Source organism: Quadrisphaera sp. DSM 44207 (assembly GCF_900101335.1).
GTDB lineage: Bacteria > Actinomycetota > Actinomycetes > Actinomycetales > Quadrisphaeraceae > DSM-44207.
Window position 1 is genome coordinate 428,151 of sequence record NZ_FNKA01000001.1, and the last position, 22,327, is coordinate 450,477.

Annotated in this window: 20 protein-coding genes and 1 tRNA gene; 11 read left to right on the forward strand and 10 right to left on the reverse strand. The window is 77.7% G+C overall.

Features of this window, described 5'->3' with window-relative positions:
• Positions 1 to 82 precede the first annotated feature (82 nt).
• The 3 genes from hisN (at position 83) to BLS82_RS02015 (ending at position 1,897) form a co-directional block, all read left to right on the forward strand.
• Entirely contained in the window at positions 83 to 886 is an 804-nt protein-coding gene (hisN, locus tag BLS82_RS02005; RefSeq protein WP_092861126.1) for a histidinol-phosphatase, read from the forward strand.
• A 142-nt stretch (positions 887 to 1,028) separates the two neighbouring features.
• Entirely contained in the window at positions 1,029 to 1,286 is a 258-nt protein-coding gene (locus BLS82_RS02010; protein WP_092861128.1) for a hypothetical protein, read from the forward strand.
• An 80-nt stretch (positions 1,287 to 1,366) separates the two neighbouring features.
• Positions 1,367 to 1,897, forward strand: a complete 531-nt coding sequence (locus BLS82_RS02015; protein ID WP_176818880.1) for an AAA family ATPase — start codon at positions 1,367 to 1,369, stop codon at positions 1,895 to 1,897.
• Here BLS82_RS02015 and BLS82_RS02020 read toward each other — a convergent pair.
• Complete coding sequence (locus BLS82_RS02020) at positions 1,884 to 2,534, reverse strand: response regulator transcription factor (RefSeq protein ID WP_092862575.1); 651 nt, start codon at positions 2,532 to 2,534, stop codon at positions 1,884 to 1,886. The two genes, BLS82_RS02015 and BLS82_RS02020, sit on opposite strands and share 14 nt — an antisense overlap.
• A 70-nt stretch (positions 2,535 to 2,604) precedes the next feature.
• Between BLS82_RS02020 and BLS82_RS16225 the strand changes: the two genes are divergently transcribed.
• On the forward strand, positions 2,605 to 3,360 hold the full coding sequence (locus tag BLS82_RS16225; protein WP_176818845.1) for an ATP-binding protein: 756 nt from the start codon (positions 2,605 to 2,607) through the stop codon (positions 3,358 to 3,360).
• Between the two features lie 15 nt (positions 3,361 to 3,375).
• On the opposite strand, the gene BLS82_RS02030 is transcribed toward BLS82_RS16225, so the two are convergent.
• Positions 3,376 to 4,230, reverse strand: coding sequence for a manganese catalase (locus tag BLS82_RS02030; RefSeq protein WP_092862577.1), 855 nt, complete (start codon positions 4,228 to 4,230; stop codon positions 3,376 to 3,378).
• 554 nt (positions 4,231 to 4,784) lie between these two features.
• Positions 4,785 to 5,540 carry a response regulator gene (locus BLS82_RS02040; protein ID WP_092861135.1) on the reverse strand — a complete coding sequence of 252 codons (756 nt, stop codon included), beginning with the start codon at positions 5,538 to 5,540 and terminating at the stop codon, positions 4,785 to 4,787.
• Between the two features lie 99 nt (positions 5,541 to 5,639).
• On the opposite strand from BLS82_RS02040, the gene BLS82_RS02045 reads away from it, so the two are divergent.
• Positions 5,640 to 7,283, forward strand: a complete 1,644-nt coding sequence (locus BLS82_RS02045) for a sensor histidine kinase (protein WP_143028710.1) — start codon at positions 5,640 to 5,642, stop codon at positions 7,281 to 7,283.
• A gap of 7 nt (positions 7,284 to 7,290) precedes the next feature.
• Here the strand turns inward: BLS82_RS02045 and BLS82_RS02050 are convergent, their stop codons facing one another.
• The 5 genes from BLS82_RS02050 to BLS82_RS02070 all read right to left on the reverse strand — a co-directional run bounded on the left by BLS82_RS02050 (position 7,291) and on the right by BLS82_RS02070 (position 13,312).
• Positions 7,291 to 7,491, reverse strand: a complete 201-nt coding sequence (locus tag BLS82_RS02050; RefSeq protein WP_092861139.1) for a hypothetical protein — start codon at positions 7,489 to 7,491, stop codon at positions 7,291 to 7,293.
• Between the two features lie 166 nt (positions 7,492 to 7,657).
• Positions 7,658 to 7,731: transfer RNA gene (locus BLS82_RS02055), tRNA-Met, on the reverse strand.
• 89 nt (positions 7,732 to 7,820) lie between these two features.
• Entirely contained in the window at positions 7,821 to 10,811 is a 2,991-nt protein-coding gene (locus BLS82_RS02060; RefSeq protein ID WP_092861141.1) for a UPF0182 family membrane protein, read from the reverse strand.
• Positions 10,812 to 10,958: 147 nt separating this feature from the next.
• Positions 10,959 to 12,116 carry a YlbL family protein gene (locus BLS82_RS02065; RefSeq protein ID WP_092861143.1) on the reverse strand — a complete coding sequence of 386 codons (1,158 nt, stop codon included), beginning with the start codon at positions 12,114 to 12,116 and terminating at the stop codon, positions 10,959 to 10,961.
• Complete coding sequence (locus BLS82_RS02070) at positions 12,113 to 13,312, reverse strand: NAD-dependent epimerase/dehydratase family protein (protein WP_092861145.1); 1,200 nt, start codon at positions 13,310 to 13,312, stop codon at positions 12,113 to 12,115. The genes BLS82_RS02065 and BLS82_RS02070 overlap by 4 nt, the downstream gene beginning before the upstream one ends.
• A 533-nt stretch (positions 13,313 to 13,845) precedes the next feature.
• Between BLS82_RS02070 and BLS82_RS02075 the strand changes: the two genes are divergently transcribed.
• The gene (locus BLS82_RS02075; protein WP_369811035.1) at positions 13,846 to 15,147 is read left to right on the forward strand and encodes a zinc-dependent metalloprotease; all 1,302 of its coding nucleotides are present in this window, start codon (positions 13,846 to 13,848) and stop codon (positions 15,145 to 15,147) included.
• Complete coding sequence (locus tag BLS82_RS02080) at positions 15,144 to 15,830, forward strand: NUDIX domain-containing protein (RefSeq protein WP_218123451.1); 687 nt, start codon at positions 15,144 to 15,146, stop codon at positions 15,828 to 15,830. Before BLS82_RS02075 ends, BLS82_RS02080 begins: the two co-directional genes overlap by 4 nt.
• A 157-nt stretch (positions 15,831 to 15,987) precedes the next feature.
• On the opposite strand, the gene BLS82_RS02090 is transcribed toward BLS82_RS02080, so the two are convergent.
• Positions 15,988 to 16,629 (reverse strand): M48 metallopeptidase family protein, encoded by a 642-nt coding sequence (locus BLS82_RS02090; RefSeq protein ID WP_255378053.1) that lies wholly within the window; start codon positions 16,627 to 16,629, stop codon positions 15,988 to 15,990.
• Between the two features lie 395 nt (positions 16,630 to 17,024).
• On the opposite strand from BLS82_RS02090, the gene BLS82_RS02095 reads away from it, so the two are divergent.
• The 3 genes from BLS82_RS02095 (at position 17,025) to BLS82_RS02105 (ending at position 19,728) form a co-directional block, all read left to right on the forward strand.
• Positions 17,025 to 17,180, forward strand: a complete 156-nt coding sequence (locus BLS82_RS02095) for a DUF5679 domain-containing protein (protein ID WP_092861151.1) — start codon at positions 17,025 to 17,027, stop codon at positions 17,178 to 17,180.
• 132 nt (positions 17,181 to 17,312) lie between these two features.
• On the forward strand, positions 17,313 to 18,389 hold the full coding sequence (locus tag BLS82_RS16565; RefSeq protein WP_092861153.1) for a hypothetical protein: 1,077 nt from the start codon (positions 17,313 to 17,315) through the stop codon (positions 18,387 to 18,389).
• Between the two features lie 157 nt (positions 18,390 to 18,546).
• On the forward strand, positions 18,547 to 19,728 hold the full coding sequence (locus BLS82_RS02105) for a S8 family peptidase (RefSeq protein WP_218123452.1): 1,182 nt from the start codon (positions 18,547 to 18,549) through the stop codon (positions 19,726 to 19,728).
• Between the two features lie 54 nt (positions 19,729 to 19,782).
• On the opposite strand, the gene BLS82_RS02110 is transcribed toward BLS82_RS02105, so the two are convergent.
• Positions 19,783 to 20,631 carry an ROK family protein gene (locus BLS82_RS02110; protein WP_176818882.1) on the reverse strand — a complete coding sequence of 283 codons (849 nt, stop codon included), beginning with the start codon at positions 20,629 to 20,631 and terminating at the stop codon, positions 19,783 to 19,785.
• A gap of 541 nt (positions 20,632 to 21,172) precedes the next feature.
• Between BLS82_RS02110 and BLS82_RS02120 the strand changes: the two genes are divergently transcribed.
• Positions 21,173 to 22,267 (forward strand): class I mannose-6-phosphate isomerase, encoded by a 1,095-nt coding sequence (locus BLS82_RS02120; protein ID WP_092861159.1) that lies wholly within the window; start codon positions 21,173 to 21,175, stop codon positions 22,265 to 22,267.
• Positions 22,268 to 22,327 lie beyond the last annotated feature (60 nt).

Here is a 22,327-nt window from a genome sequence, read left to right on the forward strand (position 1 = left end):
CAGCGCAGCCGCTCCCCCGCCCGGTCGCAGGGCCGCCGTCCGGCCCGGACGACGGCGGTGCGCTGCCCGGTACGGTGCCCTGGTGCCCGGCTTCGAGGACGACCTGAGACTCGCGCACGTGGTCGCCGACGCCGTCGACGGGCTGACCACCACCCGCTTCCGCGCCCGCGACCTGGTCGTCGAGGCCAAGCCGGACCTGACGCCGGTCACGGACGCCGACGTGACCGCCGAGAAGCTCGTGCGGGCCCAGCTGGGCCGCACCCGCCCGCGCGACGCCGTCCTCGGGGAGGAGTTCGGCGGCAGCCTCGGCGCCGGCCGCCGCCAGTGGGTGGTCGACCCCATCGACGGGACGAAGAACTTCGTGCGCGGCGTGCCGGTGTGGGCGACGCTGCTGGCCCTGCTCGACGACGGCGTGCCGGTGCTCGGCGTGGTCTCCGCCCCGGCGCTGAACCGGCGGTGGTGGGCGGCGCTGGGGACGGGGGCGTGGAGCGGGCCGCGCCTGTCCTCGGCGACGCGCCTGCGGGTCTCCGGGATCAGCCGCGTCGAGGACGCCTCCCTGTCGCACTCGGAGCTGTGGGAGTGGGAGGACGCCGGGCGCATCGGCGGGTTCCTCGACCTCACGCGCCGGGTGTGGCGCACCCGCGGCTACGGCGACTTCTGGTCCTACGCCCTCGTCGCCGAGGGGTCGGTCGACATCGCCTGCGAGCCGGAGCTCGCCGTGCACGACATGGCCGCCCTGGCCCCGCTGGTGACGGAGGCGGGCGGGCGCTTCAGCTCCCTCGACGGGCAGGACGGCCCCTTCGGGGGCAGCGCGCTGGCCACCAACGGGCTGCTGCACGAGGAGGTCCTGGAGGCCCTCGCGGCGCGCGCCGAGCCGCGCGCCTGAGCCCGCCCGCAGCACCGCCCGCCGCACCGCCCCCCGCACCGCCCGCAGCACAGCCCGCAGCACCGCCCGGGAGGGCTGTCCGGAGGTGGAATGCCGGTCTGACCTGCGGCGTTGTAGCCGGTGACACCACCGAGGAGGCACTGTGAGAGGTGACCGGGTCGAGGTCGTCGTCGATGCTGGCGGCGCCACCCGCACGTACGAGATCGAGGCCAGCCGGGCGGGCCGCCGGCTGGAGGTGAGCCACGGCCGCGGCCTGGTCGAGGTGCTGGAGGTCACGCGCAACGGCACCCCGGTGCGCACGGCCCGGTTCATGGCCAACCGCGTCATCGCGCTGGTCGAGCACCCCGCGGAGCAGGACGAGGGCGACGAAGTCGTCCCGCTGCGCCGCTCGGCCGCCTGAGCGGCACCACCGCGGCGGGAGCGCCCCCGGCGGGCGCCCCCGCTGCCGCACCGGCGCTGCCGACGCAGCGCGACGTCGTCGTGCTGGTCGGGGCGCCGGCGTCCGGCAAGACCACCCTGCGCGGGCGCCTGCAGGCGGCCGGCGCCGCGCCCGCCCGCACGGTCAGCCTGGACGAGGAGCGGGCGGTGGCGCGCGAGCGCGACGTCGCCGCGGGCCGCGAGCCGCGCCCGCTGCAGGAGTACTCGGCGACGGCCGTGCGCCGCTGCGAGGCCGCGGTCGCCGCCTCGCTGGCCGCGGGGCTGCCCTACCTGGCCGACGCCACGCACCTGCGCCGCCGCGACCGCGTGGCGCACGTGCGCGCCGCGCACGCGGCGGGCCTGCGCGCCGTCGCCGTCCTGATGCCGCACCTGGACCCGGCGGCGCTGGCGCGCCGGGACGCCGCCCGCCCGCCGGAGCGGCGGGTGCCCGCGCAGGTGCTCGCTCGCTGCGCGCACCGCCGCGGGCTGCTCAGCGCCGAGCTGCTGGTCGCGGAGGGCTTCGACGCCGTCGTCGAGGCGGCCGACCTGCCGCCGGGGCTCGGCGACCTGCCGCCGGGGCTCAGTCGCGGCTGAGCAGGTCCGCCTGGCCGGCGAGGGTCGCGGCCTCCGCGCGCGTGCTCACGCGCAGGGTGCGCAGCAGCGCCGAGACCATCCGCTTGACCGTGCGCTCGGAGACGTGCAGCTCGGCCGCCACCTCCACCGTCGTGCGGCCCTCGGCGACCAGGCGCCACAGGCGGCGGTCCTCGGCGCTCAGGCGCCGCACCAGGTCGTGGGCGCCGCGGTCCCCCTGCAGGCGGCCCAGCAGGGGGTCCGGGACGAGGGACCACCCTGCCGCCACGGCGAGCAGCGGCGCCGCCAGGGCGTCCGGGGGCAGGGACTTGGGCACGTAGGCGTGCGCACCGCGCTCGAGGGCGGCGGCCGCGAGGTCCTCGTCGTCGCTGCCCGACAGCGCCACGACGCGCGTGGCGGGGGCGGCGCGCCGGACGGCGGCGATCGCGCGCAGGCCGCCGGGCTCGGGCATCAGCAGGTCCACCAGGGCCAGGTGCGGCTGCTCGCGGCGCACCAGCTGGGCGGCGGCGCTCGCGTCGGCGGTGGTCCCCACCACCTTCAGCCGCCCGCCGCTGAGCTCCGGCAGCACCGCCTCGAGCCCGCGGGCGAACAGCTCGTGGTCGTCGACGAGGACGACCGTGACCTCCTGCCCCTCGTGGATGGCGACCTCCGTCCCCCGCTGCGCCCGCCGGCACCAGCGTAGGTCGCGCGCGACGGGGAAGGGCGTCGGTGTGCCCGTGCCCCCCGACGACCCCGCCGCCGCGGGTGCGCACCTGCTGGCCCGCGTCGCCCGCCACGAGATGGTGGGGCTGCTGGGGGCCCAGGCGCACCTGCTGACCGCCGCCCTCGCGCACCTGCCGGACCAGCCGGCCGAGCCGGGTGATGTCGGTGAGCCCGGGGGCCGGGCGGCGCGCCGGCTGGTGCAGGAGGCCCTGGCGGCGAGGCAGCAGCTGGCGTCGGCGCTCGAGCTGCTGGCGGCCCTGGACCGGCCCGGGGACGCCGGCACGGCGCCCCTCGTCGAGGTCCTGGCCGGCGCCGTCCCGGGCGAGGGGCCCGCGCCGCCGTGGCTGAGCACGCGCGTCTCCGCCGCCGCCGCACGCGCGCCCGTGCGCGCTGCCCCGACCCGGGCGGTGCTGTCCAACGTGCTCCGCAACGCCGCGGAGCACCGGGAGGGCGAGGGGCCCGTGGGGCTGACCGCGCGGGTGCGCGGCGGTGCGGTGCTGGTCGTGCTCGACCAGGAGGGTCGGTGCCCGACCGCCGTCCGGGCGTGCCTGCACGCACCGGCACCACCGGCGGGCACCGCGGGCCTGGGGCTGTGGCTGGTGCGCCACCTGACCACCGGGATGGGCGGGGACGTGCGCGTGCGCTCGCGCACGACACCAGCGACCGCCCCGCCGACCACCCCGCCGACCACTCCAGGGTCGGCCTACTGGCAGCTGCGGCTGCGGCTCCCGGTCGCCAGGGCGAGCGGGGCCGCAGCCGCGTGAGCTGCTCGAGGGGTGCTACTTGAGCATGTCCTTGGCCTTGTCCAGCAGCGCGTGGGCGGTGCTGCTCGGCGTCGCCGGCGGCGTGCCGTACAGGCGCGGGTCGCCCGGGGGCAGCACCGGGGCCTCGCCCTGGGCGCTGATCCGCGCGCTGGTGAAGTTCCCGCGCCCGTCCGGGGCCGGGCCGTGCGCCCAGGAGCCCTCGGTCGCGGCCGGGCCGTTGGAGGCGTCGATGAACACGCGCGCGTACTCGTCGTACTCCTGGTCCAGGGGGAACGCCTCCGGCACCGGCAGGCCCTCCAGGCCGTCGGCGACGAGCTCCTCGGACGCTCGCAGCCACTGCATCTGGTGCATGTGGTCGCGCGTGATGAGGAACCGCAGCATGTCCCTCACGCCGTGGTCGTCGGTCATGTTGTAGATGCGGGCCACCTGCAGGCGCCCCTGCATCTCGGCGGCGGCGTTGTAGTGGAAGTCGGCCATGAGGTTGCCGCTGGCCGTCACGTACGCGCCGGTCCACGGGTTGCCCATGGCGTCCATGTAGGACGCGCCGCCGCCGTTGACGATGAGGTGCTGCGGGTTCTGGTGGGCCTGCTCCGCGGAGAGGGAGTCCGTCTCGTTGGTCGGGGCGTCGAGCAGCCGGTCGATCATCGTGACGATCATCTCGACGTGCGCGAGCTCCTCGGTGCCGATCGCGAGGAGCATGTCCTTGTACTTGCCGGGCAGGCGGCAGTTCCAGCCCTGCAGCAGGTACTGGGTGGCGACCGTCATCTCGCCCCACTGCCCGCCGAGGATCTCCTGCATCCGGCGGGCGAACGCCGGATCCGGCTTGTCGGGCTTGGCCTCGAACTGCAGCTCGTGGATGTGGGTGAACACCACCGGGGTCCTCCAACGTCGTCGTGCCATCGCCGCCGTCCGCAGCGACCGGTCCCTCCCCTGCCCGCGCGCGCTGGCCCCGGGGGGCCAGCGCGCGGCCCACCCGGGCCGCGTCGAGCCCGCCGGCTCCGGCGCGGACGGCGTCCTGGCGGTCGGAGCCGCACAGGCGGCTGAGGGCGTGCACGAACGCCAGGCGGTTCGCCATGATCGTCGTCGGGAGCGCGCCGTCGGCGACGGCGACGAGGGCGACCACGGAGGACAGCGACCACCGAGGCGGCCAGCCCCACCAGCACGGACACGGCGCCGGCGCTCAGGAGGGCGTCTGGCCCGTGAGGGCGTACGGGCCCGCGCACCGGCTCGGCCGCGCAGCGCCGGGATCACCTCCGGCTCGAACAGCTCGGTGGGCCGCGATGCGGTCGGCGACCTCGGCCTCGTCGCGGCCGACGTGGACGTCGTCGTCGGCGCTGCGGGTGATGGCGCCGTGGTCGGTGCCCAGGTCGGCGCAGCGGCGCCGGACCGCCCGGCGTCCTGGCTCACGGCCCGACGCCACGTGCTCAGCGGGCCAGCAGCCTGCTCGCCAGCACCGCGGCCTGCGTGCGCCGCTCCACGCCGAGCTTGGCCAGCACGCTGGAGACGTAGTTCTTCACGGTCTTCTCCGCGAGGAACAGGCGCTCGCCGATCTGCCGGTTGGTCATGCCCTCGGCGATGCAGGCGAGGATCCTGCGCTCCTGCTCCGTGAGCTCCCGCAGCTCCTCCGGCTCCGAGGACCCCTCGCGCAGGCGCTCGAGCACCCGCTCGGTCACGGTCGGGTCGAGCAGGGACTGCCCCTGCGCGACCCGCCGCACGGCGTCGACGAGGTCGGTGCCGCGCACCTGCTTGAGCACGTAGCCCGACGCCCCCGCGAGGATCGCCGCGAACAGCGCCTCGTCGTCGTCGTAGCTGGTGAGCACCAGCGCCGCCGTCCCGGACCCGGCCGAGAGCACCTGCCGGCACACGTCGATGCCGCTGCCGTCGGGCAGCCGCGCGTCGAGGATCGCGACGTCCGGGCGCATGGCGGGGATCCGGTGCACCGCGTCCGCGGCCGTGCCGGCCTCCCCGACGACCTCCAGGTCCGGCTCCGCCTCGAGCAGCTCGCGCAGCCCGCGGCGCACCACCTCGTGGTCGTCGAGGAGGAAGACCCGCACGGTGCGCCCCTGCAGCGGCTGCGTCGCCACGCCCTGCCCGGCCTCCGCGCCCACCTCCCCCGCGCCCACCTCCGCCGCCGGCGCCGCCTGCGCACCACCCACCAGGTCGTCCTCCCCCGCGTCCATGGATGCTTTCTACCGGGTGCGGCGCGGGGCGGTCACCCGCAGCCGGCGGGCGTGCGCCGCCGGCGCAGCGGGTACTCCACCGAGCGGGAGGGACGGGCCGTGGGAGCAGCGAGGAGCCGGGACGACGCCGCACGCCGCGTGCGAGGGCTGCTCGACGCCGTCGTGGCGGTCACGCAGGACCGCAGCCTCTCGACGATGCTCGAGCAGATCACCCGCGCCGCGTGCGACCTGTCCGGCGCCCGCTACGGCGCGCTGGGGGTGATCGCCCCCGACGGCACCCTGGGCGAGGTCGTCACCCACGGGACCAGCCCCGAGCAGGAGGGGCGCACGGGGCGCTCGCGGCAGGGCCTGGGCGTGCTCGGGGCGCTGGCCGCGGACCCGCGGGCCGTGCGGCTGCGGGAGGTCGGGGAGCACCCCGAGGCGCACGGCTCCCCGCCGGGGCACCTGGTGATGCCCACGTTCCTCGGCGTGCCGATCCGGGTGCGCGGGGAGGCCTTCGGCAACATCTACCTGACCGAGAAGGAGGGCGGCCTGCCCTTCACGGCCGACGACCAGGAGCTGGTCTCGGCGCTCGCGGCCGCAGCCGGCGCGGCGATCACCAACGCCCGGCTCGTCACGCAGGCGCGCCACCGCCAGGACTGGCTCGAGGCGTCGCTGGAGATCATGCGGCAGCTGCTGGCCGGCGTGGGCCGCGACGACGGCCTCCAGCTGATCACCGACCGCGCCCGGCAGCTGGCCGGCGCCGACGTCGTCGCGGTGCTCCTGCCCGACGGCGAGGAGGACTTCGTGCTCGCCGCGGTCTCCGGCGTGGGCCTGGACGAGAGCGGGCAGGCGGCCCGGCTGCGCGGGAAGCGCGGGCCGCGGCACGCCGCGCTCAGCCGGGCGGTGCTCGGGCAGGGCCAGCCGCAGATCATCGCGGACATGCGCTCCGACCCGCAGCTGCGCACCCCGCCGGGCACCCCCGAGCTCGGTCCGGGCCTGGCGGTCCCGCTCGCGGCCGGCGAGCAGGTGCTCGGCGTGCTCGTCGTCGCCCGTGTGCCGGGCGGCGCGCGGTTCGGGGAGGTCGACCTCGGGCTCGCCTCCGCGTTCGCGCGCCACGCCGCCCTGGCGCTGGAGCTCTCGCGGGCGCAGTCGGACCGCACGCTGCTCGCCGTCTACGAGGACCGCGACCGCATCGCCCGGGACCTGCACGACGTCGTCATCCAGCGGCTGTTCGCGGCCGGGCTGTCGCTGCAGGGCCTGCGCCGGCACCTGCCGCCGGAGGCGCAGGCCCGCGGCGAGGCGCTGGTCGGGGACCTGGACGAGGCGATCCGCGACCTGCGCACGGCGATCTTCTCCCTGCAGCAGCCGACGGACCCGGCGGGCCTGCGCGTGCGCGTGCTGCGGGCGGCCTCGGCGGTGGCGCCCTCCCTCGGCTTCGACCCGCAGGTGCGCATGGACGGCCCCCTGGACACCGTCGTGCCCGACGCGGTCAGCGCGCACCTGCTGGCCGTGCTCACCGAGGCGCTGTCCAACGCGGCGCGCCACGCGCGGGCGCACCGCGTGACCGTGGAGGTCTCCGCCGGCCGCGGGCTGCTGCGCCTGGAGGTCTCCGACGACGGCGTGGGGCTCTCGCGGCGCACGCGCACGAGCGGGCTGGCCAACATGGAGGCCCGGGCGCAGCAGCTCGGCGGCGCCTGGCGCGCCGAGAGCCCGCCCGGCGCGGGCACCCGCATCGTCTGGCAGGTGCCCCTGCCCGCCTGAGGGTCGGTCAGCCCCGCCGGGCCTGCGCGGGCACGCCGACGCCCCCGCCCTCCAGGGCCGTCGCGGGCCGCCAGCGCACGAGCCCGCAGTGGACGCAGGCGATGACCGGCCCCGCGGCGTCGACGTCGGCGCGCAGCGCCCACGGGCGCCGGCACGCCGGGCACTGGTGCGCGAGGGCCCGGCGCCGGCGGAGGCGGTGCGGCGTCATGCCAGCAGCCTCCCGGGCCCACCCGGCGGGCAGGACGGGCCGGAGGGCCCCTCGGAGGGGGACCAAGGTCCCGAGGAGGACGCCACGACCCGGTGGTGCCCGGAGGGCGCCCGGGCACAGGGACGAGGAAGGCCCGGACCTGGTGGTCCGGGCCTTCCTCGATCAGTAGCGGGGGCAGGATTTGAACCTGCGGCCTCTGGGTTATGAGCCCAGCGAGCTACCGAGCTGCTCCACCCCGCGTCGGTGATACTGAGAATACGCCAGCGGGCGTGGTCCGGGCAAATCAGCCCGGCCCCCGCCCGCTCGTCCCGCTCGCTGGTGCCGCCCGCTCAGCCCTGCGCGGCCGCGGCCTCCGCCTCCAGCGCCCGCTGCAGCGCGGCCTGCAGGCGGTCCTGCGCCTCGCCGTAGGCGGCGAAGTCGCCGCGCGAGAGCGCGTCCTGCCCGTCGCGCAGGGCCTGGTCGGCCTCCTGCAGCGCGGTGGCCAGGTCGCTGCCGGCCGGGGCCGGCGTGGTCGGCGAGGGCGCCGGGGTGGTGGCGTCCGGGCTCGGCGCCGCCTCCTCGGCCGGGGGCGCGGCGGGCTCCGGCGCCGGCGCGGCGCCGTCCTGGCCGCTCGCACCGGCGTCACCGGCCTCCGCTCCGGAGTCGCCGCCGAAGACCTGGTCGAGGGCCTCGTCGAGGGTCTCGGCGAAGCCGATCTGCCCGCCGAAGCTGACCAGCACCCGCTGCAGCAGCGGCACCTGCGTGTCGCCGGAGCTCTCGACGTACACCGGCTGCACGTACAGCAGGCCGCCGCCGACGGGCAGGGTGAGCAGGTTGCCGTTGGCGACCTCGGCCGCGCCCTGGCGCAGCAGGTTCAGCTCCTGGGAGACGGTCGGGTTGGCGTTGAACTCGTTCTGCACCTGGCCAGGGCCGCTGACCGTGGTGTTGCGGGGCAGCGTGAGCAGGCGCAGCTGGCCGTAGCCGTCCCGCGGGTCCCCGCCCGTGGAGCCGGCGTCGGCGTCGACGGCGAGGAACCCGGTGAGCACGTTGCGCTCGTTGCCCTGGGTCGCCTCGGGGATGAACGTCGAGCTCAGGGAGAACGACGGCGCCTCCTGCTCGGGCATCTGCAGGGTCAGGTAGTACGGCGGCTGGGCGACCTCGTTGCCGGCCGTCGGGTCGTCCGGGACCTGCCAGAAGTCGGAGCGGGAGTAGAACGCCCCCGGCTCGGTGACGTGGTAGGAGGACAGCACCGCCCGCTGCACCTTGAACAGGTCCTCGGGGTAGCGCAGGTGCGCCATGAGCGCGTCGTCGACCTCCTCGACCGGCGCGAAGGCGTCGGGGAAGACCTTGCGCCACGAGGCGAGCACCGGGTCCTGCTCGTCCCAGGCGTAGAGGGTGACCTCTCCGCTGTAGGCGTCCACCGTCGCCTTGACCGAGTTGCGGATGTAGTTGACCTCGCGCTGCTGCAGCGCCGCCACGGAGCTGGCGTTCTGCGTCACGGTGTCGGCGGTGACGTTGCCGAGCACCTGGTCCTGGGAGTACGGGTAGGCGCTGGAGGTCGTGTAGCCGTCGACGATCCACAGCACGCGCCCGTCGACGACGGCCGGGTACGGGTCGCCGTCCAGGGTCAGGAACGGCGCGACCTTCTCCACGCGCTCGCGCGGGCTGCGGTCGTAGAGGATCTGCGACTGCGGGTTCACGGCGTCGGAGAGCAGGATGTTCTGGTCGCGGAACTTCACCGCGTACATCAGCTGGGTGAGCAGGTTGCCCACCGACGGCCCGCCCTCGCCCTGGTAGGTGTAGTTGCGCTGGCCGCTCGGCGCCTCGTCGTCCGGGTAGTCCAGCTCGCGCGGCGCGGCCTCGGACGGCGCCCCGACGATCGAGAACTCCGGGGAGCGCTCGCCGAAGTAGATCCGCGGCTCGTACTCGCCCAGCTCCCCGGTCGACGGGATCCCCTGCTGGAAGAAGGCAGGCTCGCCGTTGGGGCTGCGCTGGTTGCCGTAGGCGGCGACGACGCCGTACCCGTGGGTGTAGATCGCGTGCCGGTTGTTCCAGCTGTTCTGGTCCGACAGCCCGGCCAGGTCCAGCTCGCGCACCGCGATCACCGTGTCCTGGGTCTCGCCGCCGAGGTCGTAGCGGTCGACGTCCAGGGCGTCCGGGAAGCCGTAGTACTGCCGGATCTGCTGCAGCTGGCGGAAGGTCGGGCTGACGATCGCCGGGTCGAGCAGGCGGATGCTCGCGGCGGTCTGCGCGTCCTCGGCCAGCGCCCCGGCCTCGGCCGTGGCCTCCGGGGTGTAGGGGGTGGTCTGCACGTCCCCCACGTCGAACGCCGCGCGCGTCGCCTCGATGTTGCGCTCGATGTACGGCGCCTCGAACGTGGGCTCGCTCGGGCGCACCTGGAAGCGCTGCACCAGCGCCGGCAGCACGCCCGCCCCGACGATCGCGGAGACGACGAGCAGCGCGATGCCGCCGACCGGGAAGCGCCAGTTGCCCGTGGCCGCGGTGAGGAAGAACAGCACCGCGCACAGCAGCGCGATGATGGCCAGCACGGCGCGGGCGGGGATGACGACGTGGACGTCCGTGTACGTCGCGCCGTCGAAGCGCGTGCCGCTGTTGGTCAGCGTCGAGTACCGGTCCAGCCAGTACGAGCCCGCCTGCAGCAGCACGAGCGCGCCGCCGAGCACGGACAGGTGCACCCGCGCCGCCCTCGTCGTGCGCGGGCCGGGGCCCTGCAGGCGCAGGCCGCCGTACAGGTAGTGCGTCGCCGCGCCGGCCAGGCCCGAGAGCAGCACGACGGCCGTGAGCAGGCCGAGCAGGAAGCGCAGGAACGGCAGCGTGAAGACGAAGAAGCCGACGTCCAGGCCGAACTCCGGGTCGGCGGTGCCGAAGGGCGTGGCGTTGAGCCACAGCAGGACCGTCTGCCAGGCGCTCGCGGCCGCGGAGCCGGCGAACAGGCCCAGGACGGCGGGCAGGACGACGAGCACGACGCGCCGCAGCGGCTCCAGGCTCTCGCGGTAGCGGTCGAGGTTCTGCGCGGCCTGGGTGACGGGGGCGTAGACGGGCCGGGTCCGGTAGGCGATCGACAGGCTCGCGGCCACGCCGCCGGCCATGAGCAGGCCCGCGCCGAGGAAGAGCAGCGCCTGCGTGAGCAGGCGCGTGGTGTAGACCTCGTCGAAGCCCAGCTGGCGGTACCAGAGGACCTCGGTGCCGACCTGCGAGAGCAGGCTGACCCCGATGACGATCGCGCCGACCACGAGCAGGGTCGGCAGCAGGATCCGCCGCCCCCCGCGGGCGGGGGCCGACGCCGGCCGGCTGGGGCGGGGCGGGGGCTGGAACGTCACCGGATCTCACCTGCGGTTCGAGCGGAAGGGCGCTGGCCCCGGGATCGTCGCACGCGGCGGGGACCGTCGGCGTGGGCGTGCTGGCAGCATCCGCCAAGAGTCAAGAGACCGTCAAACTCCGGGGGCCCTCGCAGGCCCGCCTGTGACTCACGAGACAGCGGCGGCGTCCGCCGTGCAGCCGGGCAGGTCCTGCCCCTCACCGCGACCGATCGCCTCGACCGCCGCGCGGGCCTCCTCCAGCGTGCTGACGGCCACGACCTGCAGGCCCTCGGGCGCGCTGCCGACGACGTCCGGGCAGTTGGCGCGCGGGGCGAGGAAGGCGGCGGCGCCCGCGCGCTCGGCGCCGACCATCTTCTGCTGGATCCCGCCGATGCGGCCGACCGCGCCGGTGGAGTCGATCGTGCCCGTGCCCGCGATCGCGGCCCCGCCGGTCATGGCCCCCGGCGTGAGCAGGTCGACGATCCCCAGCGCGAAGACCATGCCCGCGCTCGGCCCGCCGATCCGGTCGGCCTGGATCGTCACGTCGACGGGGAAGTCGAACGCCGGGTCGACGAGGACGCCGAGCAGCACCGCGCCGTCCGCCCCGGCCAGGGTGGTCACCGGCACCTGCAGCGGCTGGCCGTCGCGCACCACCCCGACCGCCGCGGTGCGCCCGGCCGGGCCCGCCTGCAGGGCGTCGCGCAGCGCCCCCAGGTCGGCCACGGGGCGCCCGTCGACGGCCGTGAGGACGTCCCCGCGCCGCAGCTGCGCGGCCGCCGGGGCGCCCTCGGAGAAGCCCGCGACCTCCAGGGTCGTCGGCACCGGGGTGCCGAGGGCGGCGAGCGCGGCGGCGGTCGCGTTCTCCTGGGAGGTCGTCATCTCCTCGGCGTTGCGCTGCTCCACGCCCTCCTCGGTGGTGCCCGCCGGGAAGACCACCTGCTCCGGCAGCACCGCGCGGGCCGGGTCGAGCCAGCCGCGCACCACCTGCGCCAGGTCCACGCGCCGTCCCGGGCCGCCGGCCACGCGCACGGTCGTCAGCGCCAGCGACCCCTGCGTCGGGTAGGTCGGCGCGCCGGAGACCTCGATCAGCGGCACGCCGTCGATCGCCCCGAGGGTGTCGTGCACCGGCCCCGGGCTCTCGACGGCGTAGGGCACCGGCAGGAAGGACAGCGCCGAGAGCAGGACGACGAGCAGGCCGCCGCACACCACGGCGGCGAGGGTGCGCGGCTGGACGGCGTCCGCGAGCCGCCCGGAGCGCTCGCGCGCCTCCTCGCCCGCGCCGGGGGCCTGCGGCGCAGCGGTGCCCGCCGGCGGCGGCGCGCTCACGGGCGCGCCCGCCGCGCGCGGGTCTGGCGCACCAGGGCCGCCGTGCCGACCAGCGCCACCGCGGCCCCGGCGGCGCCGAGCGCGGCGTCGCGGGCGCCGTGGCCGCCGGCGGCCGCGGCTCGGCGGGCCCGGGCGGACTCGAGGACCTCGCGCAGGCAGTCCTCGTTGTCGTGCTCGGGGCGCCACCCCGCCTCCAGCAGCCGCCGGGAGGAGACCACCCACGGGTGCACGACGTAGGCGAGGTCGCCCGCGGGCATGGGCAGCACGCCCGCGCGCTGCAGCCTCTCGGCCGTGGCCAGCGCCAGGCGGCTCGGCAGTTCCACGCGCCGCATGCCGGAGGAGCGCTCGAGCACCGCCTGCGTCATCACGCCGGTGCTGCCCACCGTCAGCGGCCCCGACAGGTCCGCGCGGACGGCGGTGACGACGGCGCTCGCCAGGTCCTGCACGTGGCAGAACTGCCACACCGAGGGGCTGTCGCGCAGCGTCAGCAGCCGCGGCGCCTCGAAGTGGCGCGTGATGACGGTGTCCACGCCGGGCCCGGCGAGCGCCGCCGGGCGCAGCACCGCGACCCGCAGGCCCGGGTGCGCGCCCCGGGCGCGCTCGAGGACCTCCTCGACGGCCAGCAGGTCCCCGACCGTGCCGTCGTCCGGCGCCGCCAGCAGGGGCGCGTCCTCGGGCAGCGGGATGGGCGCGTCCGGGGAGGCGCCGTGGACCATCGCGCTCGTGACCGCGACCAGCCGGCGCGCGCCCGCGGCGGCGGCCGCCGTGACCACGGCCTGCGCGGTCGCCACCACGCGGCGCCGCCGCTCGGCGTGGCCGAGCCCGAGGACGGCGGCCAGGTCGGTGTCCGCGGCGACGTGCACCACGACGTCGGCGCCGCGCAGCGCCTCGACCACCGCCGGGGACGTCAGGTCGGCGGCGACCCGGCGCACGTCCCCGGACGCCGCGGTCACGCCGGGGCCGGCGCCGGGCTGGTCACCGGGGCTGCCGTCGGGGCCGCCACCGGGGCCGGCGTCCTGGGGTCGCACCGCCACGACGCGCCCGACGTCCTCGGCGGCCGCGAGGGCCCGCACGACCGCCTCGGCCCCCGGGCCGGTGCCCGTGACGGCGACGACCGCCGCGTCCGCCGCGTCGCGCGCCCCCGGCGCGGCCGGTCCGGCGGGCGGGGCGTCGTCGCCGGGCCGGCGACCGACCACGGGACCTCCTGGGCTGGGCGCTGCTGGGTACGGTGGAGCGAGGTGCGGCTGTCGCGTCACCGGTCGTGGGTGCCCATTCTCACCCGTCCCGCGCAGCGCCCCGCACGAGCGGTGCCCCCCGCCCGTCGAGACCGTCGAGACCCGAGGAGGTCCCGGTGTCCGAGCACCCCGACCCGCGCGACCCTGCTGACGAGCCCGCGAGCGAGCCCGCGGACGAGCCCACCGGCCGGCCCGCCGACGACCCGGGCGGCGAGCGCGCCGACGGCGCGAGCGGCGAGGAGGGCGGCGAGCCCGCCGGCCGGCCCGGCGGCGGGAGCCCCGAGGAGGGCGCCGGCGGCCCGGGCGGCGGGCGGGGTCCCGCGGTCCCGCAGGACCCGCTGGCGCAGCTGTTCTCCCAGCTCACCGGTGGCGTGCCGGGCGGCGTGCCGCGCGGCTTCCCCGCGGGCTTCGGCAGCGACCTGTCCGGGTCCGGTGGAGGGCCGGGCGGCGCGGGCGGCGCAGCCGGGTTCGGCGCGCTGGGCGGCCTGGGTGGGCTGGGTGGGCTGGGCGACCTGGGCGCGCTGGGCGGGCCCGGGGGGATCGACCCCGCGCAGCTCTTCCAGCAGCTGTCCTCCGACCCGGCGGCGCTGCAGCAGGTGCTGGCCTCGGTGCAGCGGCTGCTGTCGAGCTCCGGCGAGGGCCCGGTCAACTGGGACCTCGCGCGCGACCTGGCCCGCCAGACCGCCGTCGCCGGCGGCGACCCGAGCCCCGGGGAGGCCGCCCGGCGCGAGGTGACGGAGGCGCTGCGCCTGGCCGACCTGTGGCTCGACGCCGTCACCGACCTGCCCTCCGGGGCGGCGGGCGACGAGGCGTGGTCCCGCTCGGAGTGGGTGGAGGCGACGCTGCCCACCTGGCGCCGCCTGGCCGAGCCCGTGGCGGTGGCCGTGGCGGACGCTGTGGCCGCCGCCATGGCCGACCAGGCGCCGGAGGAGATGCGGGCGTTCATCGCCGGCGCCGGCGCGGTGATGCGCTCGGTCGGCGGCGCGGTCTTCGGCATGCAGCTCGGCCAGGCGGTCGGCGGGCTCGCGCGCGAGGTGGTCTCGGCCACCGACGTCGGGCTGCCCCTGACCGACGGCTCGGTCCTCGCGCTCGTGCCCGCCAGCACCGCCGCCTTCGCGGAGGGCCTGGAGGTGCCGCTCGCCGAGGTGCGCCTCTTCCTCGCCGCGCGCGAGGCCGCCCACGCGCGCCTGTTCGCTCACGTGCCGTGGCTGCGCGCCCACCTGCTCGGCGCCGTCGAGGCGTACGCGCGCGGCATCACGATCGACACCGGCCGCATCGAGGAGGCCGTGCGCTCGGTGGACCCCACCGACCCGCAGGCGCTGCAGTCGGCCCTGTCGTCGGGGCTGTTCGACCTGCAGCGCACCCCGGCCCAGCAGGCGGCGCTGGACCGGCTGGAGACGGCGCTCGCCCTCGTCGAGGGCTGGGTGGACGAGCTGGTCGACGCCGCGGTGCGCCGGCAGCTGCCGCAGGCGGGCGCGCTGCGCGAGGCGGTGCGCCGCCGCCGCGCCGCGGGCGGCCCGGCCGAGCACGTGCTCGCCAGCCTCGTCGGCCTGGAGCTGCGACCCCGGCGGCTGCGCGACGCGGCCCGGCTGTGGGCGGTGCTCGAGCAGGGGCGCGGCGCGGCCGGCCGGGACGCCGTGTGGGCGCACCCGGACCTGCTGCCCACCGCGGCGGACCTGGACGACCCGGAGGGCTTCGCCCGCCGCCGCACCGACGCCGAGGCGTCCTCCGCCGACGTCGACGCCGCCCTGGAGCGGCTGCTCGAGGAGGACGGCGGCCCCGGCGAGCAGCGGTGACCGGCGCCGCGGGGCCGGCGGAGCCCGCGGGGGCGGCGCCGGGCTCCGCCGCGCACGCCGACGCCGGAGCGCTGCTCGCGGCCTGGCGCGCGCCGGACGCCGCGCAGGAGCGCCTGCGCCGGGCGTACCTGGACCACCTGGCCGCCCACCCCGACGCCCTCGACCGCGGCGGGCCCCCGGCGCACCTGACGGCGTCGTGCCTCGTGCTCGACGAGGACGGCGAGCACGCGCTGCTCGTGCTGCACCGCAAGGGCCGGTTCTGGGTGCAGCCCGGCGGCCACGTCGAGGCCGACGACCCCGGGCTCGCGGCGGCCGCGCTGCGCGAGGCCGCGGAGGAGACGGGCCTGCCCGCGCCCGGCGGGCTGCGGTTGCGCCTGCGCGGGGCACCGGCCGACCTGGACCGGCACGTCCTGCCCGGCGCCTTCGGGCGCTGCCGGGAGCACCTCGACGTCGCGTTCCTGGCGACGGCGCCGCGCGCGGTGCGCCCCGCCGTCAGCGACGAGAGCGAGGAGGCGGCCTGGTGGCCCCTGGCCGACCTGCCGCCGGGCGTCGTGCCGGACCTGCCGCCCCGCCTGCGCCGCGCGGCGGCGCTGCTGGGCCCGGAGCCGCCCAGCCCGGAGCTGCCCAGCCCGGAGCCGCCCAGCCCGGAGCCGCCCAGCCCGGAGCGGGCCGCCGGCTCCTGACGCCCCTTCCCCGGGAGAGCCCCCTCCGTGGTGATCTTGCACTTCCGGACCGGCCTGCGGCCCGGAAGTGCAAGATCACGAGGAGGGGATCACCAGCAGCAGGCTCGGCCGTTGTCCGGGCGAGGGCGGGGCGAGGGCGGGGCGAGAGCGGTCGGCGTCACCGCGCGCGCGGCGGGTCGTCCTGGGGACGGGGGCCGGCGTCCTCGTGCACCTCGTCGTCCACGTCGGCCAGGGGCAGGTCGCGCGCCGCGGCGAAGCCCTCCAGGTAGCCGCGGGCGCGCTCGGCCCGCGGGTAGGCGCTGACGAGCTCCCAGAACCGGTCCCCGTGTCCGGGCTCGATCAGGTGGGCCAGCTCGTGCACGAGGACGTAGTCCACGACCCACGGCGGCAGGCCCTGGAGCCGGTCGGAGAGCCGGATGGTGCCCTCCCCGCTGGTCGTGGAGCCCCACCGCGCGGTCTGGTTGGCCACCCAGCGCACCGCCGTCGGGCGCGCCCGCCCGCCCAGGTAGCGCGCGGACAGCTCGTCGGCCCGCCGCCCCAGGGCCTCGTCGCTGGGCCGGCGCCGCTGGTCCTGCGCGGCGAGGCGGGTGACCATGCGGTCGACCCACGCCCGCTCCTCGGCCCCGGTGAAGCTCGCCGGGATGCACACGACGAGGGTGCCGCCGTCGCGGTAGGCGGTGACCGTGCGGGTGCGGCGCTGGCTGCGCCGCACATCCACGCGCGCCCCCGCACCAGGGCCGGGCGCACCCCCCGGGTCCGCGTGCGCCGTCCGCGCCGTCCGCGCCGTCCGCGCCGCCATGACGCGCACGGTAGCGGCCGGAACGCCCGCTCCGGTGCCCCGGCGCAGCGGCATCACTGCACGTCAGAGCCTTGTGACGCTGCGTGGAGGAGTGCGGCGGGGGCGCCGCCGTCCGGGTCACGGCCCGGCCCCGGGGCGGCTCCCCCGTTGACGCGGCCGCCGCGGGTGCCTAGCGTTGAACCCGAGGTCCTCCGGGTGCCGACGTTCCCCCGCAGGGGAAGGCGGGTCGAGCCCGGCACCCGGAGGGTCCTCCTCTCCTCCGCCCGCACCGGCCACCGGTGGACGCCGGGCGACGACGCCCGGCTCGGCTAGGGTGGCGCGGTCCACGCCCCAGGAGGCGCCTGCCGCGACCGCCGCGCGCCCTGAGGGTCACACCCCGACCAGAGGAGGCCGCCGTGGCCGAGACGTACAAGGGCGAGTTCTACTGCGTCAAGTGCAAGGAGAAGCGCGAGGCCGAGGGCGACGTCGTCGAGACCAACGGCCGCCGCATGGCCAAGGGCAAGTGCCCGGTGTGCGGCACGAACCTGAACCGGATCCTCGGCAAGGCCTGACGCCGCCTCCGCTGCGCGACGGCGGGCGATCCCCCGGGGTCGCCCGCCGTCGTCGTCCCCGCCCCCGGGGCCGGCGCGCGGGGCTGTGGACGGTGCCGGCGGCCGACAGGCCCCGGCTGCCAGGCTGGCCGGGTGCTGCTGGAGCTGCGACCGGGCCTGCTGACCGCCTGGCGCGGGCCAGGGCGCCTGCAGCTGGGCACGGGCCGGCGGGGCGTCGTCCTCGACGGCCTCGACCCCGCGGAGGAGCGCCTGCTGGCCGCGCTCGACGGCTCCCTCGACGCGCGGGGCCTGGAGGCACTGGCCGCGCAGGAGGGCCTGCCCGTCGCCCGGGCGCGCCACCTGCTGCACGTGCTGGGCCGCGCCGGGGCGCTGGTGCCGCGCCGCACCCCCCGCCACCGCCTGCTGGAGCTGCCCGCGCCGCTGCGCCGCCGCAGCGCGCCGGACGCCCGAGTGCTCTGCCTGGCCCATCCCGACGGCGACGGCTGGCACGTGCTGGCCCGCCGGCGCCGGGCCACCGCCGTGGTCGCGGGCGCCAGCCGCACCGGCCTCGGCGTGGCGCGGGGCCTGGCGCTGGCCGGCGTCGGCACCGTCCTGGTCGAGGACGACAGCGCCGTCACCGCCGCCGACGTCGGCGGGGGCGGCTTCGAGGACGACGACGTCGGCCGCCCTCGCGGGCAGCGGGCGGCGGCGCTGGTCGCGGCGTGCGCCCCGGGCGTGCGCACCGCGCCCGAGCCCGGCGCGGGGTCCCTGCGCCCCGACGTGGTGGTGCTGGTCGCGGGCGGCGCCCTGGACGCCCGCCGCACCGAGGCCCTGGTGCGCGAGGGCGTGCCGCACCTGCCGGTGCTCTGGCGCGAGGACACCACGAGCGTCGGCCCGCTGGTGCGGCCCGGCGCCTCCGCGTGCGCGCGCTGCGTGGAGCTGCACCGCACCGACCGCGACCCGCAGTGGCCGCGGCTGGTCGCCCAGCTGGCCACCGCGGCCCCCGGCGGGCCCGCCCGCCCGGAGGAGTCCTCCCTGGCGGCCCTGACCGCGGCGCTGGCGACGGTGCAGGCGCTCGCCCAGGTGGACGGCGTCGCGGACCCGGCCGCTCTCGACGCCACCCTCGAGGCGTCCCTGCCCGAGGGCGCGGTGCTGGTGCGCCCCTGGTCGGCCCACCCGCGCTGCGGGTGCACGTGGCCCGGTGACGGCCCGCCGCCGGGGCCCGGGTGAGGATCGGGTGGCGAGCGAGATCCCCCGCGATCGCTCGGCCCGCGCTGGCGCGGCGCCTTCGCCCGCGTCGGCGCCCCGAGCCGCCGCCCTCCGCTCCCGCTCGCCCCTTCCACCACGCAGCGTTGACGAGCAGGTGCGGGGGGTGTAGACCCGGCCCGTGGCCAGGACCTACACCATCCTGCGGGAGGCGGGCCGCCCGCGGACCGCCAGCCCGTTCGACCTCGCAGCCCCGCGCGCCCTCGCCGCCGAGGGCGTCGACCTCGCCCTGGTCGACGTCGCCGAGCTCGGCAAGGCGGAGCTGGCCGACGTCGCCCGCGACCCGCAGGTGCGCGCCGTGGCCCCCGTGATGCCGACGACGCTCGTGCGCCCCCGCGCCGGCGAGGCCCCGCAGGAGGCCGGCGGCGCCACGTGGGGGGTGCAGGAGGTCGGCGCCGACACCTCCGCCCGCACCGGCGCGGGCGTGCTGGTCGCCGTCCTGGACACGGGCGTCGAGGCCTCGCACCCGGCCTTCGCGGGCGTGGAGCTGGTCGAGGAGGACTTCTCCGGCGCCGGCACCGGCGACCGCGAGGGGCACGGCACCCACGTGGCCGGCACCGTGTTCGGGCGCGACGTCGAGGGCACGCGCATCGGGGTGGCCCCCGGCGTGCAGCGCGCCCTGATCGGCAAGATCCTCGGCGACGATGGCAGCGGCGAGTCCGACATGGTCTTCCGCGGCATCCAGTGGGCCGTCTCCGAGGGCGCGCAGGTGGTCTCGATGTCCATCGGCTTCGACTTCCCCGGCCTGGTCGCGCAGCTGGTGGCCGACGGCTGGCCCACCGACCTCGCGACGTCCGCGGCCCTGGAGGCCTACCGCGGGAACCTGCGCATGTTCGACGCGCTCATGGCGGTCGTGCGCGCCCGCAGCGCCTTCGGCACCGGCGCGATCGTCGTCGCGGCGGCCGGCAACGAGAGCCAGCGGGACGTCGACCCCTCCTACGAGATCGCCGCCGCGCTGCCGGCCGCGGCCGAGGGCGTGGTCTCGGTCGGGGCCCTGGCGCGCTCTCCCGAGGGGCTCGTCGTGGCGCCCTTCTCCAACACCTTCCCGCAGGTCAGCGCACCCGGCGTCGACGTGCTGTCGGCCGCCCTGGGCGGCGGGCTGGTCAGCCTGAGCGGCACGAGCATGGCCACCCCGCACGTGGCCGGCGTCGCCGCTCTGTGGTGGGAGCAGGTGCTCGCCTCGCCGCTGCCCGCGACCGCCGCGACCGTGCTGGCGCAGCTGGTCGGCAGCGCGTCGTACGCCCCGTTCGCCCCGGACGTCGACGTGGCCGACCGCGGGGTGGGCCTGGTGCGCGCTCCCTGACCCGCGCTGCCCGACCCGCTCCCCGACCCGCGCTGCCGGCGCGGACGGCGCGGGTCAGGGCACGCGGCGCTCCACCGCGAGGACGTTGTGCAGGGCCAGGGTGACCGCACCGAGCACGGTGGCCCGTGGCCCGAGCGTCCCCAGGACCACGTCCGCGTCGTCGGCGGCGGCCCGGACGGCGCCGCGCTCGAGGGCCGCGCGCAGAGGACCCAGCACGAGCTCCTCGGCCGCGGCGAGCTCGCCGCCGAGGATCACCAGCTCGGGGTCGAGCACGTTGCACAGGCCGCCGACGGCCGCGCCGAGAGCCGTGCTGGCGGCGGCCAGCACGTCGCGGCACCGCGGGTCGCCGCCCCGGGCGGCGGTGACGACGTCCGCCGCGGTGGGCCGGGCAGCGCCGGCGGCCGCGGCGGCCGCCACCAGCGCGGGAGCGCCGACGAGGGCTTCGAGGCAGCCGCGGCTCCCGCAGCCGCAGGGCGGGCCCGCGGGGTCGACGACGAGGTGGCCGACCTCGCCGGCGGTGCCCCCGGCGCCGCGGTGCAGTCGCCCGCCGAGGACCAGCCCGGCCCCGACGCCGGCGGCGACCTCGAGGTAGACGACGTCGGCGCGGTCGCGGGCCGCGCCCCAGGTCCACTCGCCGAGGGCGCCGAGGTCGGCGTCGTCGTCGACGTGCAGCGCCACCTGCTCGGGCAGGCCGAGCACCTGGCGCAGCGCTGCCGGCCCCAGGGCGCCGCCGGGCGGCTGCCCGGGCTCCAGCCGCGCGTCGGCGAGGACCCGAGCCACCAGCTCCGCCGCACCGCGCACGACCTCGGCCGGCGCGGTCTCCTGCGGGAGCACCTGCTCCTGCTCGGCCAGCACGGTGTGCCCCAGGTCGACGGCCGCGACGCGCACGTGGCGCTGGCCCACGTCGACGCCCAGGACGGCAGCTCGGCCCGCGAGGCGGTCCCGAGCCGGGCCAGGGCGCGCACCACCCGGTCCCGCCCCTCGCTGCGCTCCGGTCCTCCGCCGGCGCGGTCCGGTGCACGGTCCGCCGCACGGCCCGAGGTTCCGTCGAGATCATCCGAACTCATCGGTGTGGCTCCCCTCGTGCGGGGTACCTGGGCGCTCGACCGGGTGCGCCAGCCTCGCCCGTGCAGGCGTCGGTCCTGGTCCAGCAGCAGGCCAGCTCCATCCCCGACCGCCTCCTCGACAGTCTCCCCGGCCGACCGCGGGCCCACCGCATCGCCTGCGGGCTCCGCGCATCCTCGACGACGACCCCTCCGGAGGACATCGTGTCCCAGCCCCCGCGGTCCCGGATCCCTCCTGGCACGACTGCGCGGATGGACCCGACGCCGGACCACGTGCACGTCCTGCTCGCCTCCGACGAGGGCAGCTGCGTCTGCGGGGCCCGCACCGCGGTCACCGGCGGCCAGCCGATCCTCTGACCCGGCCGCTGCAGGAGAGCGACGTGAACTGGTACCCGCTGCGCCTGACCACCCCGGCCAAGCCCCTCGTCTTCGGCGACCACGTGATCGCCCGCCGCCTCGGCAAGCGGGGCATCCCCGACTGGGGGATCGGGGAGACGTGGGAGTGCACCGACGTCGACGGCGACAACGGCGACGTGACGAACGGCTCCCTGGCCGGCACGTCCCTGCGCGACCTGGTGCACCGGCACCCGGAGGAGCTGATGGGCCCGGGGTGGTCGGGCGACTCCTTCCCCGTCCTCACCAAGTTCATCGACGCCTCCGGCACCCTGCCGGTGCACGTGCACGCCGACGACGCCACCGCGCAGCGGCTGGAGGGGCAGCGCAACGGCAAGACCGAGGCCTGGCACGTCCTGGAGGCCGCGCCCGGCGCCACCGCCCTGTGCGGGGTGAGAGCCGGCGTCACGACCGAGCAGCTGCGCGCCGCGCTGCAGGCGCAGGACTTCGACGCCGTCCTGCGCCGCCTACCGGTGCGGGCCGGGGAGACGATCTACGTGCCCGGCGGCACCCCGCACAGCTTCGGCCCGGACACCCTGGTCTACGAGATCGAGCAGACCTCGAACATCCAGCAGCACGCCATGCGCTGGCAGATGGAGGACGGTTCCCCCGTTCCCGACGAGGAGTTCGCCGCGAACATCGACGCGTTCGTGCAGGAGGCGAAGCTCGACCCGAAGCCGGACTTCGTCCCCGGCCTGGCGGTCCGGATCGGCGACGGCGTGGAGCGCGTGGTCCTCACCGCGAGCCCGTACTTCGCCCTCGAGCGCTGGCGCGCGGGGACGGCGGAGCCGCTGCGGCGCTCCTTCGCCACCGCCCAGGTCCTCTCCAACACGGGCGCGCCCGTGCAGGTGCGCGCCGGCGCCTGCACCGAGGAGCTCGGGCGCGCCGAGACCCTCCTCCTGCCCGCGGTCCTCGGCGAGGTGGAGATCACCGGCCCCGCCGACGTCCTGTTCGGCTACCTGCCCGACCTGACCCGCGACGTCGTCGAGCCCCTCGTCGCCGCCGGCTACGCCCCCCGCGTCATCGCCACCCTCGGCGAGGGCCTCGAGGAGGCCGCCGCGACCACCACGACTAGCACCTGACCGACCTGACCGACCCGTTCCGATCCGTTCCGACCCGACCCCCTGACCCCGAGGAGACCC

Coding starts and splice junctions, on each gene's coding strand:
- BLS82_RS02040 (WP_092861135.1), bottom strand. CDS start 5,540: ATGGACGCGGGGGAGGACGACCTGGTGGGTGGTGCGCAGGCGGCGCCG.
- BLS82_RS02050 (WP_092861139.1), bottom strand. CDS start 7,491: ATGACGCCGCACCGCCTCCGCCGGCGCCGGGCCCTCGCGCACCAGTGC.
- BLS82_RS02090 (WP_255378053.1), bottom strand. CDS start 16,629: ATGGCGGCGCGGACGGCGCGGACGGCGCGGACGGCGCACGCGGACCCG.